At 71.8% G+C, this 25951-nt stretch carries 27 protein-coding genes and 1 pseudogene; 15 read left to right on the forward strand and 13 right to left on the reverse strand.

Going from position 1 to position 25951, the window contains the following annotated elements; all coding sequences use genetic code 11:
* The first annotated feature begins 194 nt into the window (after positions 1-194).
* The 13 genes from H5965_RS20475 to H5965_RS20535 all read left to right on the forward strand — a co-directional run bounded on the left by H5965_RS20475 (position 195) and on the right by H5965_RS20535 (position 11628).
* Entirely contained in the window at positions 195-839 is a 645-nt protein-coding gene (locus H5965_RS20475) for a response regulator transcription factor (protein ID WP_310971640.1), read from the forward strand.
* Positions 840-1029: 190 nt separating this feature from the next.
* Complete coding sequence (locus H5965_RS20480) at positions 1030-1725, forward strand: response regulator transcription factor (protein WP_310972022.1); 696 nt, start codon at positions 1030-1032, stop codon at positions 1723-1725.
* A gap of 154 nt (positions 1726-1879) precedes the next feature.
* Positions 1880-2572 carry an antibiotic biosynthesis monooxygenase family protein gene (locus H5965_RS20485; protein ID WP_310971641.1) on the forward strand — a complete coding sequence of 231 codons (693 nt, stop codon included), beginning with the start codon at positions 1880-1882 and terminating at the stop codon, positions 2570-2572.
* Positions 2569-3975 carry an FAD-dependent monooxygenase gene (locus H5965_RS20490; protein ID WP_310971642.1) on the forward strand — a complete coding sequence of 469 codons (1407 nt, stop codon included), beginning with the start codon at positions 2569-2571 and terminating at the stop codon, positions 3973-3975. The genes H5965_RS20485 and H5965_RS20490 overlap by 4 nt, the downstream gene beginning before the upstream one ends.
* Complete coding sequence (locus tag H5965_RS20495) at positions 3960-4286, forward strand: TcmI family type II polyketide cyclase (protein WP_310971643.1); 327 nt, start codon at positions 3960-3962, stop codon at positions 4284-4286. The genes H5965_RS20490 and H5965_RS20495 overlap by 16 nt, the downstream gene beginning before the upstream one ends.
* Complete coding sequence (locus tag H5965_RS20500) at positions 4283-5539, forward strand: beta-ketoacyl-[acyl-carrier-protein] synthase family protein (protein WP_310971644.1); 1257 nt, start codon at positions 4283-4285, stop codon at positions 5537-5539. The genes H5965_RS20495 and H5965_RS20500 overlap by 4 nt, the downstream gene beginning before the upstream one ends.
* Complete coding sequence (locus H5965_RS20505; RefSeq protein WP_310971645.1) at positions 5536-6741, forward strand: ketosynthase chain-length factor; 1206 nt, start codon at positions 5536-5538, stop codon at positions 6739-6741. The genes H5965_RS20500 and H5965_RS20505 overlap by 4 nt, the downstream gene beginning before the upstream one ends.
* Before the next feature lie 9 nt (positions 6742-6750).
* Positions 6751-6990, forward strand: coding sequence for an acyl carrier protein (locus tag H5965_RS20510; protein WP_310971646.1), 240 nt, complete (start codon positions 6751-6753; stop codon positions 6988-6990).
* An 8-nt stretch (positions 6991-6998) separates the two neighbouring features.
* A complete protein-coding gene (locus H5965_RS20515; protein WP_310971647.1) occupies positions 6999-7772 on the forward strand; it encodes an SDR family NAD(P)-dependent oxidoreductase in 774 nt (257 codons plus the stop codon).
* An 8-nt stretch (positions 7773-7780) separates the two neighbouring features.
* A complete protein-coding gene (locus H5965_RS20520) occupies positions 7781-8713 on the forward strand; it encodes an aromatase/cyclase (RefSeq protein WP_310971648.1) in 933 nt (310 codons plus the stop codon).
* 1 nt (position 8714) lies between these two features.
* Positions 8715-9803, forward strand: coding sequence for an FAD-dependent monooxygenase (locus tag H5965_RS20525; protein ID WP_310971649.1), 1089 nt, complete (start codon positions 8715-8717; stop codon positions 9801-9803).
* Complete coding sequence (locus H5965_RS20530; protein ID WP_310971650.1) at positions 9800-10804, forward strand: methyltransferase; 1005 nt, start codon at positions 9800-9802, stop codon at positions 10802-10804. Before H5965_RS20525 ends, H5965_RS20530 begins: the two co-directional genes overlap by 4 nt.
* Complete coding sequence (locus H5965_RS20535; RefSeq protein WP_310971651.1) at positions 10801-11628, forward strand: SDR family oxidoreductase; 828 nt, start codon at positions 10801-10803, stop codon at positions 11626-11628. The genes H5965_RS20530 and H5965_RS20535 overlap by 4 nt, the downstream gene beginning before the upstream one ends.
* Here H5965_RS20535 and H5965_RS20540 read toward each other — a convergent pair.
* The 4 genes from H5965_RS20540 to H5965_RS20555 are packed head-to-tail and all read right to left on the reverse strand — an operon-like array spanning position 11625 to position 16145.
* On the reverse strand, positions 11625-13043 hold the full coding sequence (locus tag H5965_RS20540; protein ID WP_310971652.1) for an FAD-dependent oxidoreductase: 1419 nt from the start codon (positions 13041-13043) through the stop codon (positions 11625-11627). The two genes, H5965_RS20535 and H5965_RS20540, sit on opposite strands and share 4 nt — an antisense overlap.
* Entirely contained in the window at positions 13040-14128 is a 1089-nt protein-coding gene (locus H5965_RS20545; RefSeq protein ID WP_310971653.1) for an FAD-dependent oxidoreductase, read from the reverse strand. The genes H5965_RS20540 and H5965_RS20545 overlap by 4 nt, the downstream gene beginning before the upstream one ends.
* Positions 14129-14136: 8 nt before the next feature.
* Positions 14137-14733, reverse strand: coding sequence for a hemerythrin domain-containing protein (locus H5965_RS20550; protein WP_310971654.1), 597 nt, complete (start codon positions 14731-14733; stop codon positions 14137-14139).
* Positions 14730-16145: an MFS transporter gene (locus tag H5965_RS20555; RefSeq protein WP_310971655.1), complete on the reverse strand. Its 1416-nt coding sequence runs from the start codon at positions 16143-16145 to the stop codon at positions 14730-14732. The genes H5965_RS20550 and H5965_RS20555 overlap by 4 nt, the downstream gene beginning before the upstream one ends.
* An 82-nt stretch (positions 16146-16227) precedes the next feature.
* Between H5965_RS20555 and H5965_RS20560 the strand changes: the two genes are divergently transcribed.
* Complete coding sequence (locus H5965_RS20560) at positions 16228-16695, forward strand: MarR family transcriptional regulator (RefSeq protein ID WP_310971656.1); 468 nt, start codon at positions 16228-16230, stop codon at positions 16693-16695.
* Here H5965_RS20560 and H5965_RS20565 read toward each other — a convergent pair.
* From H5965_RS20565 to H5965_RS20600, 8 genes are read right to left on the reverse strand one after another with little or no spacing between them, the layout of a single operon-like run.
* Complete coding sequence (locus H5965_RS20565) at positions 16692-17576, reverse strand: LLM class flavin-dependent oxidoreductase (RefSeq protein ID WP_310971657.1); 885 nt, start codon at positions 17574-17576, stop codon at positions 16692-16694. The two genes, H5965_RS20560 and H5965_RS20565, sit on opposite strands and share 4 nt — an antisense overlap.
* On the reverse strand, positions 17573-18385 hold the full coding sequence (locus tag H5965_RS20570) for a sulfurtransferase (RefSeq protein ID WP_310971658.1): 813 nt from the start codon (positions 18383-18385) through the stop codon (positions 17573-17575). The genes H5965_RS20565 and H5965_RS20570 overlap by 4 nt, the downstream gene beginning before the upstream one ends.
* 2 nt (positions 18386-18387) lie before the next feature.
* Complete coding sequence (locus H5965_RS20575; protein WP_310971659.1) at positions 18388-18774, reverse strand: TIGR03618 family F420-dependent PPOX class oxidoreductase; 387 nt, start codon at positions 18772-18774, stop codon at positions 18388-18390.
* The gene (locus H5965_RS20580) at positions 18764-19789 is read right to left on the reverse strand and encodes an LLM class flavin-dependent oxidoreductase (RefSeq protein WP_310971660.1); all 1026 of its coding nucleotides are present in this window, start codon (positions 19787-19789) and stop codon (positions 18764-18766) included. The genes H5965_RS20575 and H5965_RS20580 overlap by 11 nt, the downstream gene beginning before the upstream one ends.
* Positions 19780-21357 carry an ABC transporter ATP-binding protein gene (locus H5965_RS20585; RefSeq protein WP_310971661.1) on the reverse strand — a complete coding sequence of 526 codons (1578 nt, stop codon included), beginning with the start codon at positions 21355-21357 and terminating at the stop codon, positions 19780-19782. The genes H5965_RS20580 and H5965_RS20585 overlap by 10 nt, the downstream gene beginning before the upstream one ends.
* Positions 21354-22151 carry an ABC transporter permease gene (locus H5965_RS20590; protein ID WP_310971662.1) on the reverse strand — a complete coding sequence of 266 codons (798 nt, stop codon included), beginning with the start codon at positions 22149-22151 and terminating at the stop codon, positions 21354-21356. The genes H5965_RS20585 and H5965_RS20590 overlap by 4 nt, the downstream gene beginning before the upstream one ends.
* Positions 22148-23104: an ABC transporter permease gene (locus tag H5965_RS20595; protein WP_310971663.1), complete on the reverse strand. Its 957-nt coding sequence runs from the start codon at positions 23102-23104 to the stop codon at positions 22148-22150. Before H5965_RS20595 ends, H5965_RS20590 begins: the two co-directional genes overlap by 4 nt.
* 5 nt (positions 23105-23109) lie before the next feature.
* Positions 23110-24654, reverse strand: coding sequence for an ABC transporter substrate-binding protein (locus tag H5965_RS20600; RefSeq protein WP_310971664.1), 1545 nt, complete (start codon positions 24652-24654; stop codon positions 23110-23112).
* A gap of 128 nt (positions 24655-24782) precedes the next feature.
* On the opposite strand from H5965_RS20600, the gene H5965_RS20605 reads away from it, so the two are divergent.
* The gene (locus H5965_RS20605) at positions 24783-25427 is read left to right on the forward strand and encodes a TetR/AcrR family transcriptional regulator (RefSeq protein WP_310971665.1); all 645 of its coding nucleotides are present in this window, start codon (positions 24783-24785) and stop codon (positions 25425-25427) included.
* A gap of 283 nt (positions 25428-25710) precedes the next feature.
* On the opposite strand, the pseudogene H5965_RS20610 reads toward H5965_RS20605, so the two are convergent.
* A pseudogene (locus tag H5965_RS20610) lies at positions 25711-25951 on the reverse strand (recombinase family protein); the annotation flags it as partial.

Consider the following 25951-nt stretch of genomic DNA (forward strand, 5'->3'; position numbering starts at 1 on the left):
TGGGGTGCCGGTCATCGAGCGGCTAACCTCGAACGATCGCGGCGACTGGGGACGGCCAGTGGCGACCGCCTCGCCGGCGAGCCGGGAGAGACTGCCGAAGTCCTCCCACCGCAGTCGGCCGAGGTCACCCCGGACGCACGAGCTGCCGCGCTTCGTCGTGAGGGGGGCATGTGCGCTTGCTACTGGTGGGGACGATGCCGGCGACCGCCGGGAACCTGGGGCGTGACCTCCGCGGGCACGGCTTCGAGGTGAGCGTCGTGGACAGCGGGAGCGCGCTGCTGGCCACCTCCGTCCTTCCTGATCTGGTGCTGCTGGCCCTCGACCTCCCCGACCTCGACGGCCTGGAGGTCTGCCGCCGCCTCCGTGCGCGCAGCCGGGTGCCGATCGTCGGTGTGTCCGGTCGCGACTCCGAGCTCGACCGGGTGCTGGGGCTGCAGGCGGGGCTCGACGACTACGTGACCGGGCCGGTCCGGCCGAGTGAAGTCGTCGCGGTGATCGACGCGGTGCTGCGCCGGGTGCGCGGCGCCGCCGTGGAGCCGGCGGCGGCCGCGGAGACCGTCGTGCACGGCTCGCTGCACATCGGCCTGCGCGCCCGGGAAGTCCGGGTCGGCGGCAGGCGGGTCGCCGTGACGCCGAAGGAATTCGACCTGCTCGCCCTGCTGGCCTCCGAGCCGGGCCGGGTGTTCACGCGGCACCGGATCATGGCCGAAGTGTGGCGCGATTCGAGCGGACGGGGAACCCGGACAATCGACACGCACGTCCGGACATTACGGTCGAAACTGGGGGCGCACTCCTGGGTTGTCAACGTGCCCGGAATCGGGTTCCGGCTCGGCGGCTAGTGGGTACAACGTCCGCTGTTCTTTGTTGTAGTTCCGGCTGACCGGCGGTGTCGATCGGGCTGTGTTGTGCAGGGATCGGGTAATCGCCTGCATTGGTCGTGGGATTGGTTGAGAAATTCCGGAGGACTTGTCAGACTCGGCGACAGGACGAGCTTTCCGATGGTTGCGTGACGATTCACTGGGGGCAGTGATGGTGCGGGTGCTGGTTGCCGAGTGTGACGAGGTGGAGCGGCTGGTCGTCGCCGGCGCGCTGCGCAGGCAGGGATTCGAGGTCGAGACCGTCGACAGTGCACCGGCGGCGGTCGCCGCCGCGCCCGGTGTCGATCTGGTGGTGCTCGGGTTGCCGGCGCCGGGGCTGGCGGTCTGCACGGCCGTTCGGGCGTCCAGTGCCGTGCCGATCATCGGCACGGCGGCACCGGGGTCGGACATCGACCTGGTCACCGGCCTGCGAGGCGGGCTCGACGCCTACCTCGTCCGGCCGGTGGGGATCCGCGAACTGGTCGCCAGGGTGGACGCGATCCTGCGCCGGACCCTGACCGGCGCCGACGACTGGGACGTGGTTTCGTGCGGTCCGCTCCGGCTCGACGTCCGCACCAGGGAGGTGCACCGCTGCGGCACGCTCGTCCAGGTGACGCGCAAGGAGTTCGACCTGCTGCTCCTGCTCGCTGCGGAACCGGACGAGGTGTTCACGCGGCGTGAGATCATGGCCAGGGTGTGGGGCGACGGGTGGGCGCGGTCCGACCGGACGATCGACACCCACGTCAACAGCCTGCGTAACAAAATGGGTGACTCCGCGGTAATACGGACGATACGTGGCGTCGGCTTCCGCATCGGTTACCGGGACCTGGCCGATGTCGGCGGCAGAACCGTGTCCGCCGGTTTTTGATTTTCTCTGACACAGACTTGCCGGAACCTTCGCTGCGGGCCCGTTGACCGGCTCGTCGCCATTGGTCAGAATAGATTCAAGGCGGACGCGGATATCGGACGCTCATCCGGTCGACCGGGTTGCCGGAATTCTTTTTTTCCAGTCGGAGGGAATCATGGCGTTTATTTCGGCGGAAGCCGACATCCTGACGGTGTTGAACCTGTTCGGTGCGAAATCCGCTGCTGCCCAGGAAAAGCTGCTCACGACGATGCGCGGCATCATCGACTCGGCCGACTTTCCCGGCTGGATCTCGTCCACCCTCTTCGGCGGGACCGACGAGCCCGGCACGGCGAACTACATCCAGTGGCGCAGCGCCGAGGACCTGCAGAACCGGTACCACGGCGAGAAGTTCCAGAAGGAGATCGTGCCGCTGTTCGACGAGCTCGCCACCTCCGTCCGGCTCCTGCAGACCGAAGTCGTGTTCACCCGCCGCCGCGCCGGCCTGGACGTCATCGAAATCGGCCCGGACCACGACCACCTCACGGTGCTCGCGGTGATGGGGGTGGCCCCGGCCGACCAGCAGGAGCTGGTGGACCTCTTCTCGCAGGAGGACGACTGGCTCGCCGGGTTCCCCGGCTACCTCTCCAACAGCATCCTCCGCGGCACCGACGGCACCTTCGTCGTGAACTTCGCCCAGTGGGAGAGCCAAGCCGCCTACGACGTCTTCCACACGCTGCCCGAAGCCGAACGCCCCGAAAACGTGCGGAAGATGCGGCTGCGAGCCCGGTCGTTGCTGACCTCGCACGAGTACCACACCTACCGGCCCGTGCACACCAGGTCGGCCGAACCGGCCGCCGCGCGGTCATGACCCCGCCGGTGATCGTCGTCGGCGCCGGCCCGGTCGGGCTGATGCTGGCGGGCGAACTGCGGCTGGGCGGCGTGGACGTGATCGTGCTGGAACGCCGCGAAGAGCCGAGTGGCGAGTCGCGGGGCCTGGGTTTCACCGCGCGCGCCACCGAGATCTTCGCGCAACGGGGACTGCTGAGCCGGTTCGGCGCGGTGGAAACGAGCGCGCAGGGCCACTTCGGCGGCATCCCCATGGACTACAGCGTGCTGCCTGGCTCGCACTTCGGTGCGCGCGGCATCCCGCAGCACCGCATCGAAAGCATGCTCGAGGACTGGGCGTGCGAGCTGGGTGCGGAGGTGCTGCGCGGCCACGAAGTCGTCGGCGTGCGGCAGGACGCCGACGGCGTGGTGGCGATCGCCGACAGCGGCGACGGGCTCGTCGAGTTCGACGGTTCCCACCTCGTCGCCTGCGACGGTGGTCGCAGTACCGTGCGGGGCCTGGCCGGGTTCGACTTCCCGGGGACCGAAGCCACCCGCGAGATGTACCTCGCCGACGTCGTCGGCCGCGACATCCGCCCCCGGTTCATCGGCGAGCGCGTGCCGGGCGGCATGGTCATGTCGGCCCCGCTCGAACCCGGGGTGGACCGGATCATCGTCTGCGAACGGGGAGTTCCGCACCGGGAACGCGGTGAGGCGCCGGACTTCGCCGAGGTCGCCGACGCCTGGCAGCGGTTGACCGGCGAAAGCCTGCACGGCGCGGAGACCCGCTGGGTAAGCGCCTTCACCGACGCCACGCGGCAGGTTACGCAGTACCGCAGGGGGCGGTTCCTCGTGGCGGGGGATGCCGCGCACACCCACCTGCCCGCCGGCGGCCAGGGGCTGAGCCTCGGCGTGCAGGACGCGGTCAACCTGGGCTGGAAGCTGGCCGCGACGGTCCGGGGCTGGGCGCCGCCGGACCTGCTCGACACCTACCACTCGGAACGCCACCCGGTCGGCGCCCGGGTCCTGCGCAACACCAGGGCACAGGGCCACCTCTACCTCAGCGGCGAGGAGGTCGAACCACTACGCGAGGTGGTGGCCGAGCTGATCCGGATCCCCGAGGTCGGCCGGCACCTGTCCGGGATGGTCAGTGGGCTGGACATCCGCTACGACGTCGGACCCGGCACCCACCCGCTGCTGGGCCGCCGGCTGCCGGGGGCCTTCCTGCCCACCGGCCGCGGCCTGCTGACCGGGCCGGCGGCCGGCGCGGCGACCGACTGGGCCACGCGCATCGAACTGCGGCCCGGCGGCGAACCGGTGCTGGTGCGGCCGGACGGCTACGTCGTGTGGGCCGGCGGCGACGGCCTGGACGAAGCGCTGCGCCGGTGGTTCGGCGAGCCGAAATCAGTCACGGAAAGGCGACTCAACTCATGCACAGCACCCTGATCGTGGCGCGGATGGACCCGGGCTCGCGGCAGGCCGTGGCCGACCTGTTCGCGCGCTTCGACGCGAGCGAGCTGCCCGGCCTGATGGGCACCCGCCGCCGCGAGCTGTTCCACTACCGCGGCCTGTACTTCCACCTGCAGGACTTCGACGGCGAGCACGGTGGCGAGGCGATCCAGGAGGCCCGCACCCACCCGGGGTTCATCGGGATCAGCGCCGACCTCAAGCCGTTCATCGAGGCCTACGACCCGTCGACGTGGCGGTCCCCCAAGGACGCGATGGCGACCCGCTTCTACCACTGGGAGGAGAAGTGACACGCCGGGTCGCCATCACCGGGGTGGGCGTGCTGGCCCCCGGCGGCACGGGGGCGAAGGAGTTCTGGAGCCTGCTCGTGGCGGGCCGGACGGCGACCCGCGCCATCACCTTCTTCGACCCGGCGCCCTTCCGCTCGCGGGTCGCGGCCGAGATCGACTTCGACCCGGCCGCGGCCGGGCTCTCCCCGCAGGACATCCGGCGGATGGACCGCGCGGCCCAGTTCGCCGTGGTGGCGGCCCGGGAGGCGGTGGCCGACAGCGGGCTGGACTTCGACGACCTCGACCCGGGCCGGCTCGGCGTCACCATCGGCACGGCCGTCGGGGCCACCACCGGGCTGGAGGAGGAGTACCGGGTGGTCAGCGACGACGGCCGGCTGCACACCGTCGATCACCGCTACGGCGTGCCGCACCTCTACAACTACCTGGTGCCCAGCTCGTTCGCGGCCGAGGTGGCGTGGGACCGCGGCGCGGAAGGGCCGGCCGCGGTCGTCTCGACCGGCTGCACGTCCGGGCTGGACTCGGTCGGCTACGCCACGGAACTCATCCGCGAGGGCTCGGCGGACGTGATGATCGCCGGGGCGACGGACGCCCCGATCTCGCCGATCACGATGGCCTGCTTCGACGCGATCAAGGCGACGACCCCGCGCAACGACGATCCCGCGCACGCCTCCCGCCCCTTCGACGCCACCCGCAACGGTTTCGTGCTCGGCGAGGGAGCGGCGGTCTTCGTGCTCGAAGACCTCGATCGGGCCCGGGCCCGTGGCGCGCAGGTGTACGCCGAGATCGCCGGCGTCGCCTCCCGCTGCAACGCCTACCACATGACCGGGCTCCGGCCGGACGGCGCCGAAATGGCCGAGGCCATCACCCGCGCCCTCGACGAGGCCCGCATCGACCCCACGGACGTCGACTACGTCAACGCGCACGGTTCCGGCACCAAGCAGAACGACCGGCACGAGACCGCCGCGTTCAAGCGCAGCCTCGGTGCCCACGCCTACCGCACCCCGGTCAGCTCGGTGAAGTCGATGATCGGGCACTCGCTCGGCGCGATCGGCTCGCTGGAGATCGCCGCCTCGGTGCTGGCGATCCGGAACGACGTCGTGCCGCCGACGGCCAACCTGCACGTCCCGGACCCCGAGTGCGACCTGGACTACGTGCCCCTGGTGGCGCGGGACTGGCCGACCAGGACCGTGCTCAGCGTCGGCAGCGGCTTCGGCGGGTTCCAGAGCGCCATGGTGCTGCGGGAGCCGGCGTGAGCGCCGCGGCGGTGGTCACCGGCCTCGGAGTGGTGGCGCCGAACGGGCTGGGTACCGATGAGTTCTGGAAGGCCACGCTCGCCGGCGAGCACGGCATCGGCCCGGTGCGGCGGTTCGACGCCGCGGGCTACCCGGCGCGTCTGGCCGGCGAAGTGCGGGACTTCGTCGCCGAAGACCACCTGGAGAGCCGGCTGCTGCCGCAGACGGACTACATGACCAGGTACGCGCTGGCGGCCGCCGACTGGGCGCTGGCCGACGCCGGACACGACCCGGACGAGCTGGCGGCCTTCGACATGGGCGTGATCACGGCCAGTTCCGCCGGCGGGTTCGAATTCGGGCAACGCGAACTGCAGAACCTGTGGAGCCGCGGCAGCGGGTACGTGAGCGCCTACCAGTCGTTCGCCTGGTTCTACGCGGTCAACACCGGGCAGATCTCCATCCGCAACGGGATGAAGGGCCCGAGCGGAGTGGTGGTCACCGACCAGGCCGGTGGCCTGGACGCGCTCGCCCACGCCCGACGGCAGATCCGCAAGGGCAGCCGGCTGATCGTCTCCGGCGGGGTCGACGGCTCGATCTGCCCCTGGGGCTGGGTCGCCCAGCTGGCCGGCGGGCGGTTGAGCACCGGCGACGACCCCGGCACCGCCTACCTGCCGTTCGACGCGCGCGCCGCCGGGCACGTGGCCGCCGAGGGCGGCGCGATCCTGGTCGTGGAGAACGCCGCGACCGAACGTCCGTCGTACGGTGAGATCGCCGGTTACGCCGCGACGTTCGACCCGAAACCCGGTTCCGGCCGGGAGCCGGGGCTGGGCCGGGCGATCCGCGTGGCGCTGGACGACGCAGGCGCCGAGCCCGGCGAGGTGGACGTGGTGTTCGCCGACGCGGCAGCCGTGCCCGACCTCGACCGGGCCGAAGCGCGGGCGATCGCCGACGTGTTCGGCGCGTACGCCGTTCCCGTGACCGCGCCGAAAACGATGACCGGACGGCTCTACGCCGGCGGCGCGGCCCTCGACCTGGCCTGTGCCCTGCTGGCCATCCGGGACGGCGTCATCCCGCCGTCCACACACGTCCGGCTCGCGCCGGAACACCCGATCGACCTCGTCACCGGGCAGGCCCGCAGCGCGGCGGTGCGCACCGCCCTCGTCCTCGCGCGCGGTCACGGCGGGTTCAACTCCGCCATGGTCGTGCGCGCCACACCCAACTAGGAGAAAGCCGTGGCACTGACTCTGGAAAACCTCAAACGCGTCCTGCGGGAAGGCGCCGGCACCCAGGACGGCGTCGACCTCAGCGGGGACATCCTGGACACGCCGTTCGACGAGCTCGGCTACGACTCGCTGGCGGTGCTGGAAGCCACCTCACGGATCACCCGCGAGTTCCGGATCGAGTTCGACGACGACGCCGCGGTGGCCGCCACCACCCCGCGGGAGTTCCTGGCACTGGTCAACGCGGGCTGAGGAGAACCATGAGCAGAACAGCCATCGTCACCGGCGCCACCAGCGGCATCGGCCTGGCGACCACCGAGCTCCTCGCCGACCGGGGGCACCGCGTCTTCCTCTGCGCCCGCGACGCCGGCAACGTCGCGCTGACCGTGGAACAGTTGCGCGACAAGGGGTACGAGGCCGACGGGGCGGCGTGCGACGTCCGGTCGCCGGAGGAGGTCCGGGCGTTCGTCACCGCCGCGGTCGAGCGCTACGGCCCGATCGACATCCTCGTCAACAACGCCGGCCGCAGCGGCGGCGGCGTCACCGCCGACCTCGCCGACGACCTCTGGTTCGACGTCATCAACACCAACCTGAACAGCGTCTTCCTGGTCACGAGGGACGTGCTGTCGATCGGCGGCATGCGCGACGCGGGCTGGGGCCGCATCGTCAACGTCGCATCCACCGCGGGAAAGCAGGGCGTCGTCCTCGGTGCGCCGTACTCGGCGTCCAAACACGGTGTCGTCGGCTTCACCAAGGCGCTCGGCAACGAGCTGGCCAAGACCGGCATCACGGTCAATGCGGTGTGCCCCGGCTACGTCGAAACCCCGATGGCGCAACGGGTCCGGCAGGGTTACGCGGCCGCCTGGGACACCTCGGAGGACGACGTGCTCACCCGGTTCCAGGCCAAGATCCCGCTCGGCCGCTACTCGACGCCCGAGGAAGTGGCGGGGCTGATCGGCTACCTCGTCACCGACACCGCCGGCTCCATCGCGGCGCAGGCCCTCAACGTCTGCGGCGGCCTCGGCAACTTCTAGGGAGAGTCATGCCCATCACACGCAACGTCGAGCACGAGATCACCGTCGAGGCCCCGGCCAAGGAGATCTACCAGCTGATCGCGGACGTGGGGAACTGGCCCCAGCTGTTCGCCCCCACCGTCCACGTCGAATACGTTTCCCAGGACGAGCGCTCGGAACGCATCCGGATCTGGGCGACCGCGAACGGCACCGCCAAGACCTGGACGTCACGCCGGGACCTGGATCCCGCCGCCCTGCGCATCGACTTCCGCCAGGAGGTGTCGCAGTCCCCGGTCGGCGGGATGGGAGGCGCCTGGCTGGTGGAGCCGCTGTCCGAAGGGACGTCGAAGGTGCGGCTGCGCCACGACTACCACGCGGCCACCGACGACCCGGCGGACCTGGCGTGGATCGACCAGGCGGTGGACCGCAACAGCCACGTGGAGCTGGCGGCGCTCAAGGATCACGCCGAGGCGGCGGCGTCGGACCTGCTGTTCAGCTTCGACGACACGCTGGAGATCGACGGCAGCGCGCGGGACGTCTACGACTTCGTCAACGAGGCCCGGCTGTGGCGGGAGCGCCTGCCGCACGTCGCGCGGGTCGACCTGACCGAGGAGACCCCCGGCCTGCAGGTGCTGGAGATGGACACGCGGACCCAGGACGGCTCGACGCACACCACCCGGTCGATCAGGGTCTGCCTGCCGCACCGGAAGATCGTCTACAAGCAGGTCCAGGTGCCCAAGCTGATGACGCTGCACACCGGGCACTGGCTGTTCGAGGACCGGCCGGGCGGGGGTGTCACGGCCACCTCGCGGCACACCGTCCGGATCAACGAGGACACCATCACCGAGGTGCTCGGCGCCTCGGCGGACGTGGCGGCCGCGCGCGCGTTCGTGCGGAAGGCGTTGAGCACCAACAGCCTCGCTACCCTCGGCCACGCCAAGGCTTATGCCGAGGGCCGCTGACGTGCCCGAAGTACTGGTGGTCGGCGCCGGGCCGGTCGGCCTCCTGCTCGCCGGTGAGCTGCGGCGCGCCGGGGCCGGCGTGACGGTGGTGGACCGGCTGGCCCGGCCGATGCAGGAATCCCGGGCGTCGCAGCTCACCAGCCGTACCGCGGAGCTGCTGCACGAACGCGGCCTGGCCGCGCTCCTGGCCGAGGCCGCCCACGAACCCCGCTCCCACTTCGGCGGTCTCGGCTTCGATCTGTCCGGTGTGGACAGTGAGTTCGCGGGCAACTGGAAGGTCCCGCAGTACCGGACCGAGGCGGCGCTCGCGGAGCAGGCGCTCGGCCTCGGCGCCACGCTGCTGCGCGAGCACGAGCTGACCGGCCTGACCGAACACGACGACCACGTCGAGGCGGTGTTCGACGGCCGGCCGTCGCGGCGGGCGGACTTCGTCGTCGGCTGCGACGGCCGGCACAGCACCGTCCGGCGGCTCGCCGGGTTCGCGGTCGATTCCGCACCTGCCACGCGGGAGCTGCTCCGGGCGGACGTGACGGGCCTGCACGTCCCGGACCGCCGGTTCGAACGGTTCGAGCACGGCATGGCCGTCGCCTCGACCCGCGCCGGGGTGACCCGGGTGATGGTGCACGAGTTCCACCGGGAACCCACCGGCGAACAGCCCACGTTCGACACGGTCGCCGAAGCCTGGGCGAAGGTCACCGGGGAAGACATCTCCCACGGCACCCCGGTGTGGGTGGACGCCTTCGACAACGCGCGGGGGCAGGCCACCGAATACCGCCGCGGCCGGGTGTTCCTCGCCGGCGACGCGGCGCACTGGCACCTGCCGATCGGCGGCCAGGCGCTCAACGTCGGGCTGCAGGACGCGGTCGGCCTCGGCGCCGCGTTCCGGCCGGGCCGGTCACTGGACGCCTACCAAGACGAGCGGCACGCCGCCGCGGCGAAGACCCTGCGCCTCGTCGTGGCGCAGGAGGACCTGCTGCTGGGCGGGCCCGAAGTCGGGCCGCTCCGCGCCGTGCTCGCCGAGCTGGTGGCGCTGCCGCAGGTCCAATCCCATTTCGCCGCCCTTTTCAGTGGTGTTAGGAGCAGCGCATGACCCCGCCCGAGATCCCGATCCCCGCCCGCATCCTGCAGCTCGCGACCGCGAGCTGGCTGTCGGCGGCGGTGAGCGCGGCGGCGACCCTCGGCGTCGCGGACGCACTGGCCGCCGGCCCGCGCCCCGTGGACGACATCGCGAAGGAGATCGACGCGCACGCGCCGACGCTCTACCGGCTGCTGCGCGCGTGCGCGGACTTCGACCTGTTCGAGGAACAGGACGACCGGGTCTTCGCGCTCACCGAACTGGGGCACGCACTGCGCACCGACAGCCCGCTGTCGATGCGCGGCTTCGCCCGGTGGGTCGGAGATCCGGCCGACCGGTTCAGCTGGTCCGGCCTCGCCGACTCGGTCCGGACCGGGCGGTCGGCGTTCGAGCAGGTGCACGGCCAGGACGTCTGGGCGTACATGGCCACGCACCCGGACACCGCGAGCGTGTTCAACGACGCCATGACGAGCGCTTCCGACCAGATGATCAAACCGGTGGTGGCCGCCTACGACTTCAGCCGGTTCGGCCGGGTCGTGGACGTCGGTGGTGGGCACGGGGCGCTGCTCGCCGAGATCCTGCGCACCAATCCCGGCGTCCACGGCGTGTTGTACGACCAGCCGGAGGTGGTGGCCGGCGCGTCGCACCCCGACGTCGCCGACCGGTTGTCGGTGGTGGGCGGCAGTTTCTTCGAGAGCGTGCCGCCGGGCGGCGACGCCTACCTGCTGTCGAACGTGATCCACGACTGGGACGACGAGAAGTCGGCCCGGATCCTGTCGCGGGTCCGGGACGCGATGGCGCCGGACGCCCGCGTGCTGCTGGCCGAAGTGGTGATGCCGGGCAAGGCCGAGCCCGCCGCGACGGTGAAGCTGATGGACCTCAACATGCTCGTGCTCTGCGACGGCAAGCAGCGGACCGAGGCCGAGTTCGCGGAGCTGTTCCGCAGCGCGGGCCTGGCGCTGTCGCGGATCGTGCCCACCGGGTTCTGCAGCGTCGTCGAGGCGGTGCGGGCGTGAGCGCGCTGGAGGGGAAGGTCGCCATCGTCACCGGGGGCGCCGGTGGCATCGGTGTGGTCACCGTGGCCGCGCTGGCGGAGGCCGGTGCCCGGGTGGTGGTCGCCGACGTGGCCGGGGCCGCCGTCGCGGAGGTCGTCGACGCGCTGACCGCACAGGGGCTCAAGGTGGCCGGGCACGTGGTCGACGTGTCCGATGAGGACAGTGTGCGGTCGCTGGTGCGGTTCACGGTGGACACGTTCGGCGGCGTCGACATCCTGGACAACAACGCGGCGCTGGTGTCGGCGATCAAGCGGGACCGCGACGTCGTGACCATGCCCGTCGAGCTGTGGGACGAGGTGATGGCGGTCAACCTGCGCGGCCCGATGCTGCTGTGCAAGCACACCGTGCCGCTCATGATCGAGCGCGGCGGCGGCTCGATCGTCAACATCGCCAGCGGCCAGGGGCTGTCCGGGGACCGCACGATGGTGGCCTACGGCAGCTCGAAGGGCGGTCTGATCGCGCTGACCCGGTTCGTCGCCGCCGCGTACGGCGATCACGGCGTCCGGTGCAACACGGTGGCGCCGGGGCTGATCAAGACGGCGGCACTGGACGCGGACATGCCGGAGTTCGTGCAGGACAAGATCCGCACGCACAACCTGGTACCACGCCTGGGCACACCGGCGGACGTGGCGGCGTTGGTCACGTTCCTCGCCTCACCGGCGGCGAGCTTCATCACCGGCCAGCTCATCCCGGTGGACGGCGGGTTCCTGTCGCACCTGCCGACACTGGCGGTGCTGACGCCACCCGGCCAGGGCGACGCCGGCCGGGTCGCGAATCGGACCTAGTCCCGGCTGCCCGTCCACCACAGGGCCGCCGACTCGATCTCGGAGACTTCCGGGGAGTCGGCGGCCCAAGCCGTGTACCCGTCCGGCCGCACCAGCAGGGCGTCGCTCCGGTCGTCCGGCCAGTGCGCCGTGATGACCCGGCCCGGCGCGATATCCGCCTCGGTACCCGAGGGTAAAACAAGCACGAACTTGCCGGCTCGCAAGGCTTCGTAGAGCCGGCCGGAAGCCAGCTGGTGGTCCGGGACCCGCTTGCCGGTGAGCCGGTGGGCGCCGCGGGGAGCCGGGTAGCCGTAGCCGATGCCCGTGATCTCGCCGATCGCCGCCCTGCTGACCGCCGGGACGTGCTTGACCACCTGGGTGCGCACGAAACGCAAGGCCACCTCGGCCGGGTTGCGGGCCATCGCCAGCCGGAGGTTCAGGCCGCTGCTGCGCAACACCGCCTTGCCGACGGGGTGGCGCTCGTCGTGGTAGCTGTCGAGCAGGGCCGCCGGACCCCAGCCGCCGACCGCCGCGGCGAGCTTCCAGCTCAGGTTCGCCGCGTCCTGGAGGCCGGTGTTCATGCCCTGGCCGCCGGCGGGGGAGTGCTGGTGTGCGGCATCGCCCGCGAGGAGCACGCGCCCGGCGCGGTAGCCGGGGACCTGTCGTTCGTCGCTGTGGAACCGGCCGAGCCAGCGCGGCGAGTGCATACCGTAGTCCGTGCCGAAGGCCCGTTCGGTGATGGACCGCAGCTCCTCGAACTCCACCGGGGTGTCGTCGGGCAGGTCCCGGTGGCGGCGGTCCCAGCCGCCGATCCGCCAGTAGCCGTCGCCGAAGGGCGCGATGAACCCGAAGGCGTCCCTGTCACCGTGCACGCGGACGGTGATGTCCGGCTCGTCGACGAGCTTCACGTCCGCCAGGACCACGGACCTGATCAGCACGCGGCCGGGGAAGGGCAGCCCGGCCGCAGCCCGGACGGCGCTGCGCACGCCATCGGCCCCGACCAGGTAGGACGCCCCGAACTCGCCCGCGCTCGTGGTCACGGTGACGCCGTTGTCGTCCTGCCGGAGCCCGGTGACCTCGGTGCCGTGGCGGAACACCACCCCGACGTCGTGGGCCCGCTTCAGCAGCAGCTTCTCCACCTCGTACTGCGGGGTCACCAGCAGGAACGGGAACCGGGACGGCAGCCGGCCGATGTCGAACGGGAGGGACCCGAACAGCCGCAGCTCGCTGATCACCTGTCCGGTCGGCACGAGCTCGTCGGCCAGCCCGCGCGCGTCGAGCAGCTCGAGGGTGCGCGCGTGCACGCCGAAGGCGCGGGAGAGGTTGCTGACGCCTTCCGCCCGCTTCTCCAGCACGGTCACCGGCACACCGGCGGCCGCGAGGTCGCCGGCGAGGAGGAGGCCGGTGGGACCGGCCCCTGCCACGATGACGCTCATCGGTCCAGGTTGAGCAGCTCGAGGTAGGACTCGACCCGCAGGCTCGTCCCCTTGATCTTCGACGTCGCCTCCGCACCCAGCACGCCGACGGTCTCGTTGTAGGAGGCGCCGCCGTGCGGGCCGAGCGGGAGCGCGATACCGGGGGACGCGGGGGTGTAGGTCGCCAGCTCGGTCCCGCCCTCGATCAGCGTCCGGATGTTCGCGGCGACGACCGCGGCCTGCTGCTCGGCGGACTTGGCCATCTTGGCTTCGGGGATCGCCGTGACGTCGCCGATGGCGAAGACGCCCGGGTGCCCCGGGATCCGGAGATCCGGGTCGACGCGCAGGGCGCCCTTCCCGTCGAGCGCCGCGGCCAGGCCGCCACCGACGTAGCCCGTGGCCGGTTCCACGCCGTAGCAGCGGAACCAGAGGTCGGCGCCGATCTCCCGGCCGGACGCGGTGGTCACGGTGAACTCGCCGGTACGGCCGGGTTCCCGCGGCGGGTCGGCCACCAGCGACGTGCCCAGCAGCAGCTCGACGCCCGCCTCGGCCAGCTGGCGGCGCAGCTCGGCCCGCAGCTCGTCGGGCAGGGCGGTGGCACCCAGGATGTCCGGCGCCGGGTCCACGATCGTGACGCCGGTGTCCGGCCAGGCCGCCTTGATCTCACCGGCCAGTTCCAGCCCGACCGGTCCGGCGCCGAGCAGCAGCACCCGGGTCGCGCCGGCGAGCGCGGCGTGGGCGTCACGGAGCGTCTCCGCCGCCTCGACGCTGTTGGTCTCCTCGACCTTGGCCGGGAACGGGTACCGGGAGCCGGTGGCCAGCACGACGTAGTCGGCGGGCACCCGGTCGCCGGAACCGAGCGTCACCCCGGTGGCGTCCACGGCGACCGCGCGGTCGTGGATCACCTTGCCGCGGGTGAGCAGCCGGTCGTACGGGAAGAACAGCCGCCCGGACCAGCCCGGGTCGACCAGGTGCCGCAGGATGGCGACGTTGTGGACGAAGGCGTCCCTCGGCTCGATCAGGACGACGTCGGCGAACTCGTCGAGCGCCTTCGCGGCGGTGACGCCGCCATAGCCGCCACCGACGACCGCAACGGTAGTGCTCATCGATCTCCTCACCCCCACAGCCGAGCCAGCGGCTCGACCAGTTCGTGTTCCTCATAGGACAGATGGGACAGCAGCGCGTCGGTCAGCAGGTCCACCGCGGCGCGCAGAGCGGACCCGTCGAGCGGCTCGGCGACCAGCGTCCGGTCGATCCGCTCGACGAGCCCGTGCAGTGCTTCGTGCTCCTCTTCCAGCCGGTCGACGACCGGGCCGAGCCGTGGGTCGAACGCCCGCAACCGCGGGAAGACGTCGGTGTCCTCCCGGTTGTGGTGCAGCAGCACGATCCGGCAGAACGCCCGGCAGTGCCCCGCGTAGGGCGTCCCGCCGGGCCGCAACGCCAGCGCGTGCAGCCCGGCGCGCGCGGCCGCCGGCCCGATCGCGCCGGTGCTCACCCCGGCCATCAGCGTGCGCAGCCGGGTGAGTTCGGTTCGGAGGTAGTCGTGCACCTCGATCAGCCGGGTGCCGCCTGCCTGTTCGCGGGGCGTGTAGCGACGCCCCGCTTCGGGCGGCGGTGCCTGCGGGCGCGTCCGCTCGTCCCAGAGCTGCCGGCGGCTCAGCCGGACGCCGGGCACCGGCGTGGGTACGGCGGTCAGCTCCCCGCCGGTCATCCGGCGGCCCGGGCCAGCGGTTCCGATGCGGCCCGGCGCGGCCGGCCCGGCACGGCGAGGGCGGCGGCCGTCGCCACCCCCATGGCGATCGCCGACAGCGTGAACGCCGTCGTGTAGCCCGATTCCACCGGGATCCGGGTGCCGGGGATCAGCGTCGCGGTGACGATGGTGGCCGCGACCTGGGCGCCGAACGTGCCGCCGACGGTCCGCATGATCGTGTTGATCCCGGTCGCCTCGCCGGTCTGCCGGGGATCGACCGCGCCGACGACCAGGTTGGCCAGGGAGGCGAAGGCGAACCCCACGCCGACGCCGATGATCCCGTTGCCGAGGTAGAGGGGCAACGGCGTGTCGTGCGCGGCCGCGAACAGGGCGAACCCGAGCGCGCCGATCAGGCAGGCGAGCACGAGCGGCAGCTTGAACCCGTACCTGGCGCCCAGCCGTCCGGCGAGCGGGCTGGCGACCAGCATGGTCGCGGCCATCGGGATGATGAACAGACCCGCCTGGGTGACGGAGGCCCCGAAGCCGTAGCCGACCGACGGCGCCGTCTCGACCAGGGCCGGGACCAGGGTGAACGCGCCGTACATGCCGATGCCGATGATGAGCGCGGCGACGTTGGCCGCGAGCACGGTCCGGTTGCGCAACAGCCCGATGTCCACCAGCGGTGCGGCGATCCGCCGCTCCGCCAGGACGAACACGACGACCAGGGCGACGGCGGCGGCGAACAGGCCGACCACCGCGGCGGAGCCCCAGCCCCACACCCGGCCGTTGCTGATCGCCAGCAGCAGGGCGACGATCGCGGCGGACAGCAGCAGCGCGCCCGCCCAGTCGACCCGGCCCGGCGAGGTGACGGGCGACTCGCGGATGAAGACGGCCACCGCGACGACGCCCACGACGATCATCAGCAGCATCAGCCAGAAGATCCACCGCCAGCCCAGCGCGTCCACGATCAGGCCGGGGACGACCAGCCCGGCGCCGAAGCCGATGCCGAAGACCGAGCTGATCCAGCCGATCGCGACGGCCACCCGTTCGCGCGGGAACTGCTCGCGCACGATGCCGAAGGCGAGCGGGAAGGTCGCGGCGCCGACACCCTGGACGGCTCGGGCCGCGATGAGCACGCCGATCGAGCCGGCGAGCGCCGCGAGCAGCGTGCCGGCGGCCGACACGAGCAGGCAGGCGAGCAACACCCGCCGCTTGCCGAACATGTCGCCGAGCCTGCCGAGCACGCCGGTCGCCACCGAAGCGGTGAGCAGGAAAGCACTCAGCACCCAGGACGCCGTCGTGGTGGACACCCCGAAGGCCTGTTGCAGGTTCGGCAGCGCGGGCACCGGCATGGTCTGCAGGAGAGAGAACGAGAGCACCGCGATGAGCAAGGCGGTGAACGGCGCCGCCACCGCACGCTCCGGGCCGGTCATGCGCACCCCTCCGAGGAATATCGTGTCAGGACGACATCATTACATCACGACATAGTTCTGTCCGTCGAGTACGCTGCGGCCCATGCCACCTGACGGGATCCGCCCGCCGACCCTGCTTGCCCTCCCGTCGTATCTGGCCAGCCATCTCGCCCGGATCGGCCGGCGGGTGCTCGCCGACGCCCTTGCCGAGCAGGGACTGCGGCTGCCGCACTTCGCCGTGCTCACCGGCCTGGCCGACTTCGGCCCGCTGGCCCAGCACGACCTCGCCGACCGGCTCGGCCTCAACCGCAGCCACCTGGTCGGTTACCTCGACGAGGTGGAGCGCCGGGGCCTGGTCGGCCGGGAACGGGATCCCGGCGACCGCCGCCGCCAGCGCGTCACCCTCACCGCCGACGGCCGCGCCCTCGCCCGCGAACTCCTGACGACCGCACAGCGGTCCCAGCGCGAGTTCCTCGGCGTGCTCTCCGAGGAGGAGCAGGAGACGCTGGTCGAGCTGATGCGCCGCGTCGTCAACGCCGACGACGTGGCCCGCTCGCACGTGGCCGGCTAACCGCCGGCCGCGGCGCGGACGGCGGGGAGCACCTCCCGGGCCAGGAGTTCCTGCTCCGCCACGGATTGCGGGCCGAGCAGCAGGAACGTGAACCCGGCCCGGACCACCTCGGTGATCTGCCGGACCACCTCCGCCACGCTGCCGGTGACCAGGCCCGGGTAGGAGGTCTGCGCCGGGTCGACCCGCACGGTCAGGTTCGCCGCACAGGTGATCGACCCGGGATCCCGGCCCGCGTCGGCGGCCGCTTTCCGCACCACGTCCCGCATCTCGATCGCCCGGGGCAGGTCGATCCGCCCGAACGAGGGCAGCCAGCCGTCGGCGAGCTGCCCGGTCAGCTCCAGCGCCCGGGGGCCGTACGTGCCGAGCCAGAGGGGGATCCGGTGTTCCGGCCGCGGCTCGATGCGCGCCTCGCGCACGGAGAACTCCCGGCCGTCGAAGACCTCCGGCTCGCCAGCCCACAGCCCGTGGATGATCCGGATCGCCTCGCGCTGGGCGGTGATCTTGCGGCCCGGCGTGCGCACCGGCAGGCCGAACGCCTCGAACTCCCGGTCGTAGCCGCCCGCCCCCAGCCCCAGCACCAGCCGGCCGCCGGACAGGCGGTCCAGCGTCTCGGCCGACTTGGCCAGCACGGCGGGGGCGCGGTAGGGCAGGCCGAGCACGTTGGTGCCCAGCGCGATGCGCTCGGTCTTGGCCGCCAGCCAGCTCAGCGCCGTCCAGGGTTCCAGTGTCGGCTGGTCGGTGTGCAGGTGGTCGCTCAGGCTGAACAGGTCGAAGCCCAGCTCGTCGGCGCTCTGCGCGAGGTCGAGCAACCGGGCCGGGTCGGCGCCGCGGAAGATTCCGCCCGCGCCGAAGCCGAGCCGCTGACCGTGGATCGCACTCATCGTGGTTGGTTCCCTGTCGTTATCGGGCGGGCCGGCTCCGCCGACCACGCCGACCAGCTCCCGGGGTACAGGGCGGCCCGCACGCCGATCAGTTCCAGCGCCAGCAGGTCGTGACACGCCGTCACGCCGCTGCCGCAGTAGACCGTGACGTCCGAGTCGCCGGTGACGCCGAGCGCGCGGTAGTGCTCGCGCAGCCGGTCCCGGGAGGCGAAGGTGTTGTCTTCGTCGAGATTGGCGGCCCAAGGCGCGTTGACCGCACCCGGGATGTGTCCTGATCGGACGTCGCTGGGCAGCACGCTTTCGCCGGAGTACCGTTCCGGCGCCCGGGCGTCGAGCAGGACCGGTGCCCGCGCGGCTTCGTCCGCGGTGCGGAAGGCGCCGGCCGGCCAGGCGGCCACCGTGCGCGTCACCGGCGGCCGCGTGACCACACCCCGCTCCAGTTCTCCCGGCCAGGCCTGCAGGCCGCCGTCGAGCAGGGCCGCCGGCCGGCCCAGCAGCCGCAGCAGCCAGACCAGGCGGGCCGCGTAGGCCCCGCCGTTGTCGTCGTAGGCGATCACCGTGGCGTCGTCGGCGATTCCCGCCCGGCCCAGGCCTTCGGCGAAGGCTTCCGGCGTGGGGATCGGGTGCCGGCCGCCTGCCGGGTCCGGTGGGCCGCTGAGCACGGTGTCGAGGTCCACCCACACCGCGCCGGGGAGGTGGCCTGCCTCGTAGGCGGCCGCGCCGCTGCGCCCGTCGAGGTACCAGCGCACGTCCACGAGCGTGACGTCGTCCCGGCGGATCCGGTCCAGGCCGACGACGGGTTCTTCCATGATCACTCCTTCCGGTGAATGTGGTCCGCCTGCACCCGCAGGAGCACCCGATCGCCTTCGGCCCGGCGGATCTCCGGCTTCCCGGTCCACTTGGTGAACGTGGTGCGGGCCAGCGCGAGCGCCGCTTCGCCGCGTTCGACGTCGACGACCCGGCCGCGGACCTCGATGTAGCGGCGGCTGTTTTCCGGGTCCAGCAGCAGGATCGTCACCCGCGGGTCGCGGACGACGTTGCGGTACTTCTGCCGCGAGGTGTTCGTGCCGATCAGGAGGTGCCGCTCGTCCGAATGCGGCCACACGGCGCTGGTCTGCGGCTGGCCGCCCGGCATCAGCGTGGTGAAGATGCCGAGGCTGCGTGCGGCGGCGAGCGCGCGGACGTCGTCAGCCAGCATGGGCGGCCACCGTTCCGCGCCGGACCTGCGGCAGCACTTCCGCGGCGATCAGCTCCGTCGCCCCTTGCACGGTGGCGTAGGGGATCCCGCCGATGTCGACCGACAGCAGGTGCAGGTCGTGGCCCCACAGCTGCTGCAGCCGGCCCAGCTTGTCGACGACCTCGGCGGGGCTGCCGCAGAGCGCGGGGCCGTTGACGCCGATGTGGCCGTCGAAGTCCAGCGGCCCGGTGTTGCGAGCGCTGAGGTAGCTCTCGATGTAGGTCGACCAAATCGCCCGTGCCTGCTGGGACGTCTCGGCCACGAACGCGTGGCTGGCCGCGCCCAGCCGGCCGGGCTCGCCGCCGCGGCGCTCGCGCCACTGGTCGCGGTAGGCGTCGAAGAACGGCACGAAGGTGGCCGGCTCCCGGGCGGTGGTGCCGAACACCATGGGCAGGCCGTGGTCGACGGCCAGCGCGATCGAGTCCGGGTTGGTGCCGCCGCTGATCCACAGCGGCGGCCGGGGCTGCGCGAGCCGGGGCTGCACCAGGACTTCGTCCAGCGGCGGCCGGAACTCGCCCCGCCAGGTGACCCGGTCCTCGGTCCACAACCGTTGCAGCAGTTCGAGGTTCTCCCGTTTGCGGGCGCCCTTGGTCGCCGGGGCCTGGTTGAACACCGCGTACGGTTCGGGGAAGAAGGACCCGCCGACGATCATCTCCAGCCGGCCGTCGGACAGCAGGTCGACCAGCGCGTAGTCTTCGGCGAGCAGGACCGGGTCGCGGTTGGCCACCAGCGTCGTGCCCGTGGCCAGGCGGATCGTCGAGGTGTTCTCCGCGATCGCGGCCAGCACGACCGCGGGGGACGGGATCACGTCCCGGTCGCGGAAGTGGTGCTCACCGACGGTGTACCAGGCGAATCCGAGTTCTTCGGCCTCCCGCGCGGCGCGGACGACGTCCCGCAGCCGCTGCCGCTGGCTGAGGGTGGTGCCGGTGCGGACGTCGGGCAGCAGGCTGCCGAACGTGATCAGCCCTAGGTCCATGATGCTTCTTCCTCCGTGAGGCCGGGAACGGCGTCGAGCAGGCTCTGGGTGTACGGGTGGCGGGCGGCGGTGAAGACGTCTTCGGTGGCGCCGGTCTCGACGATCCGGCCGTGCCGCATGACCGCGATCCGGTCGCTGATCTGCCGGACCACCGCCAGGTCGTGCGAGATGAACAGGTAGGACAGGCCCCGGTCCCGCTGCAGCGTGACCAGCAGGTCGAGGATCTGCGCCTGGACGGTGACGTCGAGGGCCGAGACCGGCTCGTCGCAGACGACCAGTTCCGGGTTCAGCGACAACGCGCGGGCGATGGCGACCCGCTGTCGCTGGCCGCCGGACAGCTCGGCGGCTTTGCGTGCCGCGGTCGCCGCGGGCAGCGCCACGCTGTCCAGGAGTTCGGTGACCCCCGGGCCGTCGGTGATGCCGAAGTTGCGCAGCGGCTCGGTCAGCAGTTCCCGCACGGTGAAGCGCGGGTTCAGGGAGGAGTACGGGTTCTGGTAGACCAGCTGGATCCGGCGGTGCAGCCGGCGCAGCTGCGCCCGGCCGGCCGCGGTGACGTCGGTGCCGCCCAGCCGCACGGTGCCGGTGGTCGGGCGTTCCAGCCCGAGGACGAGGCGGGCCGTCGTGGTCTTGCCGGAACCGGATTCGCCCACCAGGCCTAGGGTCTGCCCGTGGGGGACGTCGAAGCTGACGCTGTCCACCGCGACGCGGTGGCGCCGGCGCAGGCCGCTGCCCCGGACCGGGAACGTCTTGCCGAGGTCGCGGACCTCGAGCAGCACCTCCGGCCGCGCGACGGATCGCGGGCGAGGCCGGGCGGTGGCGGGATTGTCGGAGAGCAGCTGCCGGGTGTAGGGATCGCTTGGCGCATGCAGGATCTGCTCGGCCGGGCCGGCTTCGACCACCCGGGCGTTGCGCATCACCACGATCCGCCGCGCCCGCTCGGCCGCCACCGCCAGGTCGTGTGTCACGAGCAGGATCGCGGTGCCGGTGGTGTCCGCCAAGTGCTCCAGGTGGTCCAGGATCCGGCGCTGCACCGTGACGTCGAGTGCCGACGTCGGCTCGTCGGCGACGAGCAGCCGCGGCCGGGCGGCCGTCGCCATCGCGATCAGCACCCGTTGCCGCATCCCGCCGGACAACTCGTGCGGGTACTGCCGGGCCCGCACTTCCGGCTCGGGCAGCCCGGCCTCGGCCAGCAGTTCCACCACCCGCGGCCCGCCCGGCAGCCCGTGCACCTTCAGCACTTCGGCGACCTGGCGGCCCACCGGCTTCGTCGGGTCCAGCGCGACGCCGGGATCCTGCGGCACCAGGCCGATCCGGCGGCCGCGAACCGAGCGCCACGCCTTCTCCCGCAACCCGACGAGTTCTTCACCGTCGAGCCGGATGCTGCCGGACAGCACCTTCCCCGTGCCGGGCAGGAGGCCGATGACGGCGTGCGCCAGGGTGCTCTTGCCCGAACCGGACTCGCCGACGACGGCGGTGATCCGGCCCGGTTCGAGCTCCAGGCTGACCCCGTCGACCGCGACGTGATCCCCGTAGGCGACCCGGAGGCCTTCGATGGTCAGCAACGTCATGCGTGGCTCCGTTCCCGTTCGAGCACCCGGGAGATCCGGTTGGCGGCCAGCACGACGGCCATCACGGTCAAGCCCGGCAGCGTGGTCAGCCACCAGGCGAACCCCAGGTAGTTGCGGCCGTCGGAAACCAGCGACCCCCACTCGGGTGCCGGTGGCGGCTGGCCGTACCCGAGGAAGCTCAGCGACGAGACCCCGAGCACCACCAGCCCGAAGTCCAGGGCCGCCAGCGCGAGCACCGGGCCGATCGCGGCGGGCAGCACATACTTCGGCAGCACCTGCCACCACCGCGCCCCGCACAGCACCGCGGCCTCGACGTAGACGGCGGTCCGCACCCGGACCACCTCCGCCCGCATCAGCCGGGTGAACGCGGCCACGCTGGTGAGGCCGACCGCCACGGCGACGTTGACCGTGCCGAAGCCGAGCGCGCTGAGCACCAGCAGCGACAACAGCACCGGCGGGATCGAGAGCAGCACCTCGACCATCCGCGTGACGACCACGTCCAGCCAGCCGCCGAAGTACCCCGCGACCAGGCCCAGCACCGCGCCGGCGGCCAGGGCCAGCACGATCGCGATCAGCGCGGCCTGCAGCGACAGCGCGGCACCGTGGACCACCCTGGCGTAGACGTCCCGGCCGAGCTGGTCGGTGCCGAACAGGTGGTGCGGGCTGGGGGCCTGGAACTTCTCACCGATGTTGCCGTCGATCGGGTCGCGGCCGGTGAACAGGCCGGGCGTCACCGCCCAGCCGATGACCAGGACGAGCACCAGGACCGACACCACGAATCCGGGCCGCCTCACCGGGCCACCGCCTGCCGTCCGGTGGACCGGATCCGCGGGTCCAGCACCGGGCACAGCAGGTCCACCGCCAGGTTCACCGCCACGAAGGCGACCGACGCCACGACGACGACGCCCTGCACGACCGGCAGGTCCTGGGTGGTGACCGCGAAGAAGATGTCCTGTCCCATGCCGGGGCGGGAGAACACGCTTTCCACCACGACGGAACCGCCGATGACGTACCCGGCCAGCAGGCCGACGATGGTGATCGCGGGGATGGCGGCGTTGCGCAGTCCGTGGCCGAGCAGCACGCGCAGCTCACTGGCACCGGTCGCGCGGATCGTGTCCGCGTAGGGTTCCCGCAACGTGGCGTGCAGGCTCTTGCTCAGGACCTGGCCGACCAGCGCCGCACCGGGGATGGCCAGGGTGCAGGCGGGCAGCACGAGCCCGGCCAAGCCGTCGCCGCCCAGCGACGGGAAGAGCTTGAGCTTCAGCGAGAACAGCTGGATCAGCATCAGCCCGACCCAGAACGACGGCATGGCCACCGCGACCGACGGCACGGATCGCAGCGCCTGCCGGCCGAGCGGGCTGCGCACCAGGTTGGCCGCCACCGCCAGCGCCGTACCGGCCACCAGGGACAGCGCCAGCGCTGCCGCCCCGAGCTGCAGCGTCCGCGGCAGTGCCACCGAGATCATCCCGGACACCGGGAGCCCGGTCTGGATGGACTGCCCGAAGTCGCCGTGCAGGGCGCCGGCCAGTGCCCGGAGGTACTGCTCGGCGATCGGTCCGTCGAAGCCCAGCTCGGCGGAGACGCGGGCGATGTCCTGCGGGGAAGCCGCTTCGCCGCCGCCTCGGCCGTTGAGCATGAGCGCCACCGGGTCACCCGGTAGCAGGCGGATCGCGACGAAGGTGACGGTGAACGCCGCCCACACGACGAAGACTGCCTGTGCGAAGCGTCCGAGCAGATACCTGGGCACGGGTGTCACCCGAGCCTCGCGTCGTGCAGCCGCAGCCGCAGTGACGCGTCGAGCGTCAGGTCCTTGACCTGGTCGGACACGCCGTCGACGAGAGCGTTCTCGTACAGCGGGATGCTGTCGGCGTGGTCGATGATCCAGTGGACCGCGTTCGTGACCGCCTGCTGGCGCTCGGCGTCGGAGCCCGCCGTCAGCTGCTGCTCGAGATAGCTGTCGAGCCGGCTCGGCGGCAGGTGCCAGAGGTTCTGTCCCTTGCTGTAGAAGAGGTTGCGCAGCACGTCCGGGTCGGCGCGGGTGACGGCGACCGCGGTCAGGTCGAAGTTGCCCGCGGACTGCTGCTCGACGTACTTGGCCGGGGGCACCGCGTTCAGTTTCAGCTCGACACCGATCTTGCGCAGCTGCTGCTGCACCGCCTCGTTCGCCGGCGGCATCGGGGCCGGGATCAGCCAGTTGAGGCTCAGCCGCTGCCCGTCCTTGACGCGGATCCCGTCCGAGCCCGGCGCCCAGCCGGCCTCGGACAGCAGCCGCCCGGACGCTTGCGGGTCGTACCGCAGCTTGTCCGTGGGCTGGTAGAACGGCGTCGAGGAGGACAGCACACTGGTCGCGGGCTTGGCGCGGCTGCCGAGCACGGCCTTGACCAGTTCCTCGCGGTCGATCCCGGTCAGCAGCGCTTTCCGCACGCGTTCGTCGGCGAGTATTCCCTTGTGGTTGAGGGAAAGCGGGTTGACGGCGCCGGGGGAGGAGGCGCTGAGCAGGCTGAACCCGTTGCCCTGGAACAGGTCCTGGTCGGTCGGCTGGATCGCGGTGGCGAGCTGCACCTGCCCGGAGCGCAGCGCCGTCGTCCGGGCGCCGTCCTCGGGCACGAAGGCGAACCGGATCTGCTCCAGCGCCGCCGCGCCGCGGTTCGCCGACAGCGACGACGGCCAGGCGTAGTCCGGCCGCTTCTTGATGACCACTTCCTGGTTGGCGGTGTAGTGGTCCAGCACGTACGGCCCGGAGCCGACGTAGTCGCCGCGGCATCGGGCGGCCAGCGGCTTCTTCGCCGTGGCGGTGGACAGGATGCCGAGCCCGGCGCCCGAAGTGGCCTGCAGGAACTGGGCGTTGGGCGTGGTGAAGTCCACGGTGAAGGTGCGTGGATCGATGACGGTGGTGCCGGTGTAGCCGCGGATGTAGGCGGGGGCGCCGTTGGCCGGCAGCTTGACCAGCTGGTCGAAGGTGGCCTTGACCGCGGCTGAGTCGACCGGCGTGCCGTCGCTGAACGTGACGCCCTGGCGCAGCACGAACTTGAACTTGCGGCCGCCGTCCAGCGCGGTGAACTGCTCGGCCAGCCAGGGCACGATCTTGCCGGTCTTCGGGTCCTGATCGGTCAGCGTGTCCACCAGGGAGCGGGAGACGTCCATCGACACGAGCTGGCCGGTCTGCTGCGGGTCGAGGCAGGTCGGGTCGGCCTGGGTGGCGATCGACAGGGTGCCGCCGGTGGTGGCCTGGCTCGGGGAGCAGGCGGCGACGGCGGCCAGGACGAGGGCGGTCCCCAGGATTCGGGCGGTGCGCATCGGCAGGCCTCACGGTGGAAGAGGAGGGCCGAGGGAACTCGGCGGTGGGAGCGGACTGAGGTAAAGTACAACGTGTATGGCAAATAAGGCGGGGGATCGCGACGGTGTCCCGGAAGATGGGAGCGGCCTTGACAGGACAAACCACGAGCGTGCCGCGTCGCCGCACCCAGAAGCGCCGGTCGATCCTCGACGGGGCGTTGCGGGTCTTCGGGCGCGTGGGCTACCTCGGTGCGAGCATCGACATGATCGCCGCAGAAGCCGATGTCTCGACCAGGACCATTTACAACCACTTCGAGAACAAGGAACAGCTGTTCGCCACCGTGCTGCTGGAGAGCTCCACCCGGGTCGCCGTCACCAGGGAGGCCCTCATCGAGCGGCACCTCGGCGAGGTGACGGACCTGGAGAGCGCCCTGGTCGCGTTGGCGAAGGAGTGGGTCCGCCCCAACCCGGAGTTCGAAGACCACTTCCGCGTCGTGCGACGCCTGCGTGGCGAGTCGGACCGCTTTCCCCGCGCGCTGGTCGAAAGCTGGCAGGAAGCCGGTCCCTTCCGGGCTCGTCGTGCGCTGGCCGCCCGGATGGCCGGCCTGTCCGAGCGAGGCCTGCTCGTGGTGCGCGATCCCGAAGTCGCCGCCCAGCAGTTCATGGCCCTGATCACCGACACCACGGTCAGCCGCGCCGAGTTCAGCGCCACGGCACTCGAATCGGAGATCGACCGCATGGCCCGCGCCGGCGTGCACACCTTCCTGTACGGCCACCTGCCGAGGAAGGCCTGACCCTTGATCGGCCGGCGCGTCGACCTGAAGAGAACCGGAAGCGAAAGGCCTCTGCGTGCCACGCCGCCTCGAGGGAATTGACACGGACGCTTAACGAGTGACCGCTCGGCTCGGCGTGGACCACGTGGTGTCCATTCGCGCTGCGGACGACGCCGCGTATGCCAAGGCGGAAGAGCGACGGAATCCTCGAAGGTTTCCACGAAACTCGGCGAGGTGTCGTGCGTCAACCAGTCCGGTCACTCAAGCTGCAGGTCGGTGGCCAACTTCAGCGTGGGGTTATAGATCAACTCGGTCCTCGGACACACGCACTATCTACACCCGGGCTGGTCGTCGCATAGACGGCCAGCTCTTTTGGTTCGTAGCGTAGCTCCAGGTTCAGCGCCCGGTACAGGCGGTTCAGGCCCGCCGTGGTTGCGTCGGCCAGTGTCCCGCAGACGTCGCCGAGGGCATCTATCCTCGCGTAGATCTCGGCGCGGCTTACCGTCGAGTCGGCTGGAACGCTCTCGATCTGTGCTTTCGCGGCG

Origin of the sequence: Amycolatopsis sp. 505 (assembly GCF_031625235.1) — a bacterium.
In the GTDB taxonomy this organism is placed as follows: Bacteria; Actinomycetota; Actinomycetes; order Mycobacteriales; family Pseudonocardiaceae; genus Amycolatopsis.

What these genes read in the sequence shown, in the direction of transcription:
- H5965_RS20475 (WP_310971640.1), top strand. Translation starts at nt 195, where the DNA reads ATGCCGGCGACCGCCGGGAACCTGGGGCGTGACCTCCGCGGGCACGGC.
- H5965_RS20490 (WP_310971642.1), top strand. Translation starts at nt 2,569, where the DNA reads ATGACCCCGCCGGTGATCGTCGTCGGCGCCGGCCCGGTCGGGCTGATG.
- H5965_RS20580 (WP_310971660.1), bottom strand. Translation starts at nt 19,789, where the DNA reads ATGGACCTAGGGCTGATCACGTTCGGCAGCCTGCTGCCCGACGTCCGC.
- H5965_RS20540 (WP_310971652.1), bottom strand. Translation starts at nt 13,043, where the DNA reads ATGAGCGTCATCGTGGCAGGGGCCGGTCCCACCGGCCTCCTCCTCGCC.
- H5965_RS20550 (WP_310971654.1), bottom strand. Translation starts at nt 14,733, where the DNA reads ATGACCGGCGGGGAGCTGACCGCCGTACCCACGCCGGTGCCCGGCGTC.
- H5965_RS20480 (WP_310972022.1), top strand. Translation starts at nt 1,030, where the DNA reads ATGGTGCGGGTGCTGGTTGCCGAGTGTGACGAGGTGGAGCGGCTGGTC.
- H5965_RS20575 (WP_310971659.1), bottom strand. Translation starts at nt 18,774, where the DNA reads ATGCTGGCTGACGACGTCCGCGCGCTCGCCGCCGCACGCAGCCTCGGC.
- H5965_RS20600 (WP_310971664.1), bottom strand. Translation starts at nt 24,654, where the DNA reads ATGCGCACCGCCCGAATCCTGGGGACCGCCCTCGTCCTGGCCGCCGTC.
- H5965_RS20485 (WP_310971641.1), top strand. Translation starts at nt 1,880, where the DNA reads ATGGCGTTTATTTCGGCGGAAGCCGACATCCTGACGGTGTTGAACCTG.
- H5965_RS20570 (WP_310971658.1), bottom strand. Translation starts at nt 18,385, where the DNA reads ATGGAAGAACCCGTCGTCGGCCTGGACCGGATCCGCCGGGACGACGTC.
- H5965_RS20530 (WP_310971650.1), top strand. Translation starts at nt 9,800, where the DNA reads ATGACCCCGCCCGAGATCCCGATCCCCGCCCGCATCCTGCAGCTCGCG.
- H5965_RS20560 (WP_310971656.1), top strand. Translation starts at nt 16,228, where the DNA reads ATGCCACCTGACGGGATCCGCCCGCCGACCCTGCTTGCCCTCCCGTCG.
- H5965_RS20565 (WP_310971657.1), bottom strand. Translation starts at nt 17,576, where the DNA reads ATGAGTGCGATCCACGGTCAGCGGCTCGGCTTCGGCGCGGGCGGAATC.
- H5965_RS20515 (WP_310971647.1), top strand. Translation starts at nt 6,999, where the DNA reads ATGAGCAGAACAGCCATCGTCACCGGCGCCACCAGCGGCATCGGCCTG.
- H5965_RS20495 (WP_310971643.1), top strand. Translation starts at nt 3,960, where the DNA reads ATGCACAGCACCCTGATCGTGGCGCGGATGGACCCGGGCTCGCGGCAG.
- H5965_RS20545 (WP_310971653.1), bottom strand. Translation starts at nt 14,128, where the DNA reads ATGAGCACTACCGTTGCGGTCGTCGGTGGCGGCTATGGCGGCGTCACC.
- H5965_RS20585 (WP_310971661.1), bottom strand. Translation starts at nt 21,357, where the DNA reads ATGACGTTGCTGACCATCGAAGGCCTCCGGGTCGCCTACGGGGATCAC.
- H5965_RS20520 (WP_310971648.1), top strand. Translation starts at nt 7,781, where the DNA reads ATGCCCATCACACGCAACGTCGAGCACGAGATCACCGTCGAGGCCCCG.
- H5965_RS20555 (WP_310971655.1), bottom strand. Translation starts at nt 16,145, where the DNA reads ATGACCGGCCCGGAGCGTGCGGTGGCGGCGCCGTTCACCGCCTTGCTC.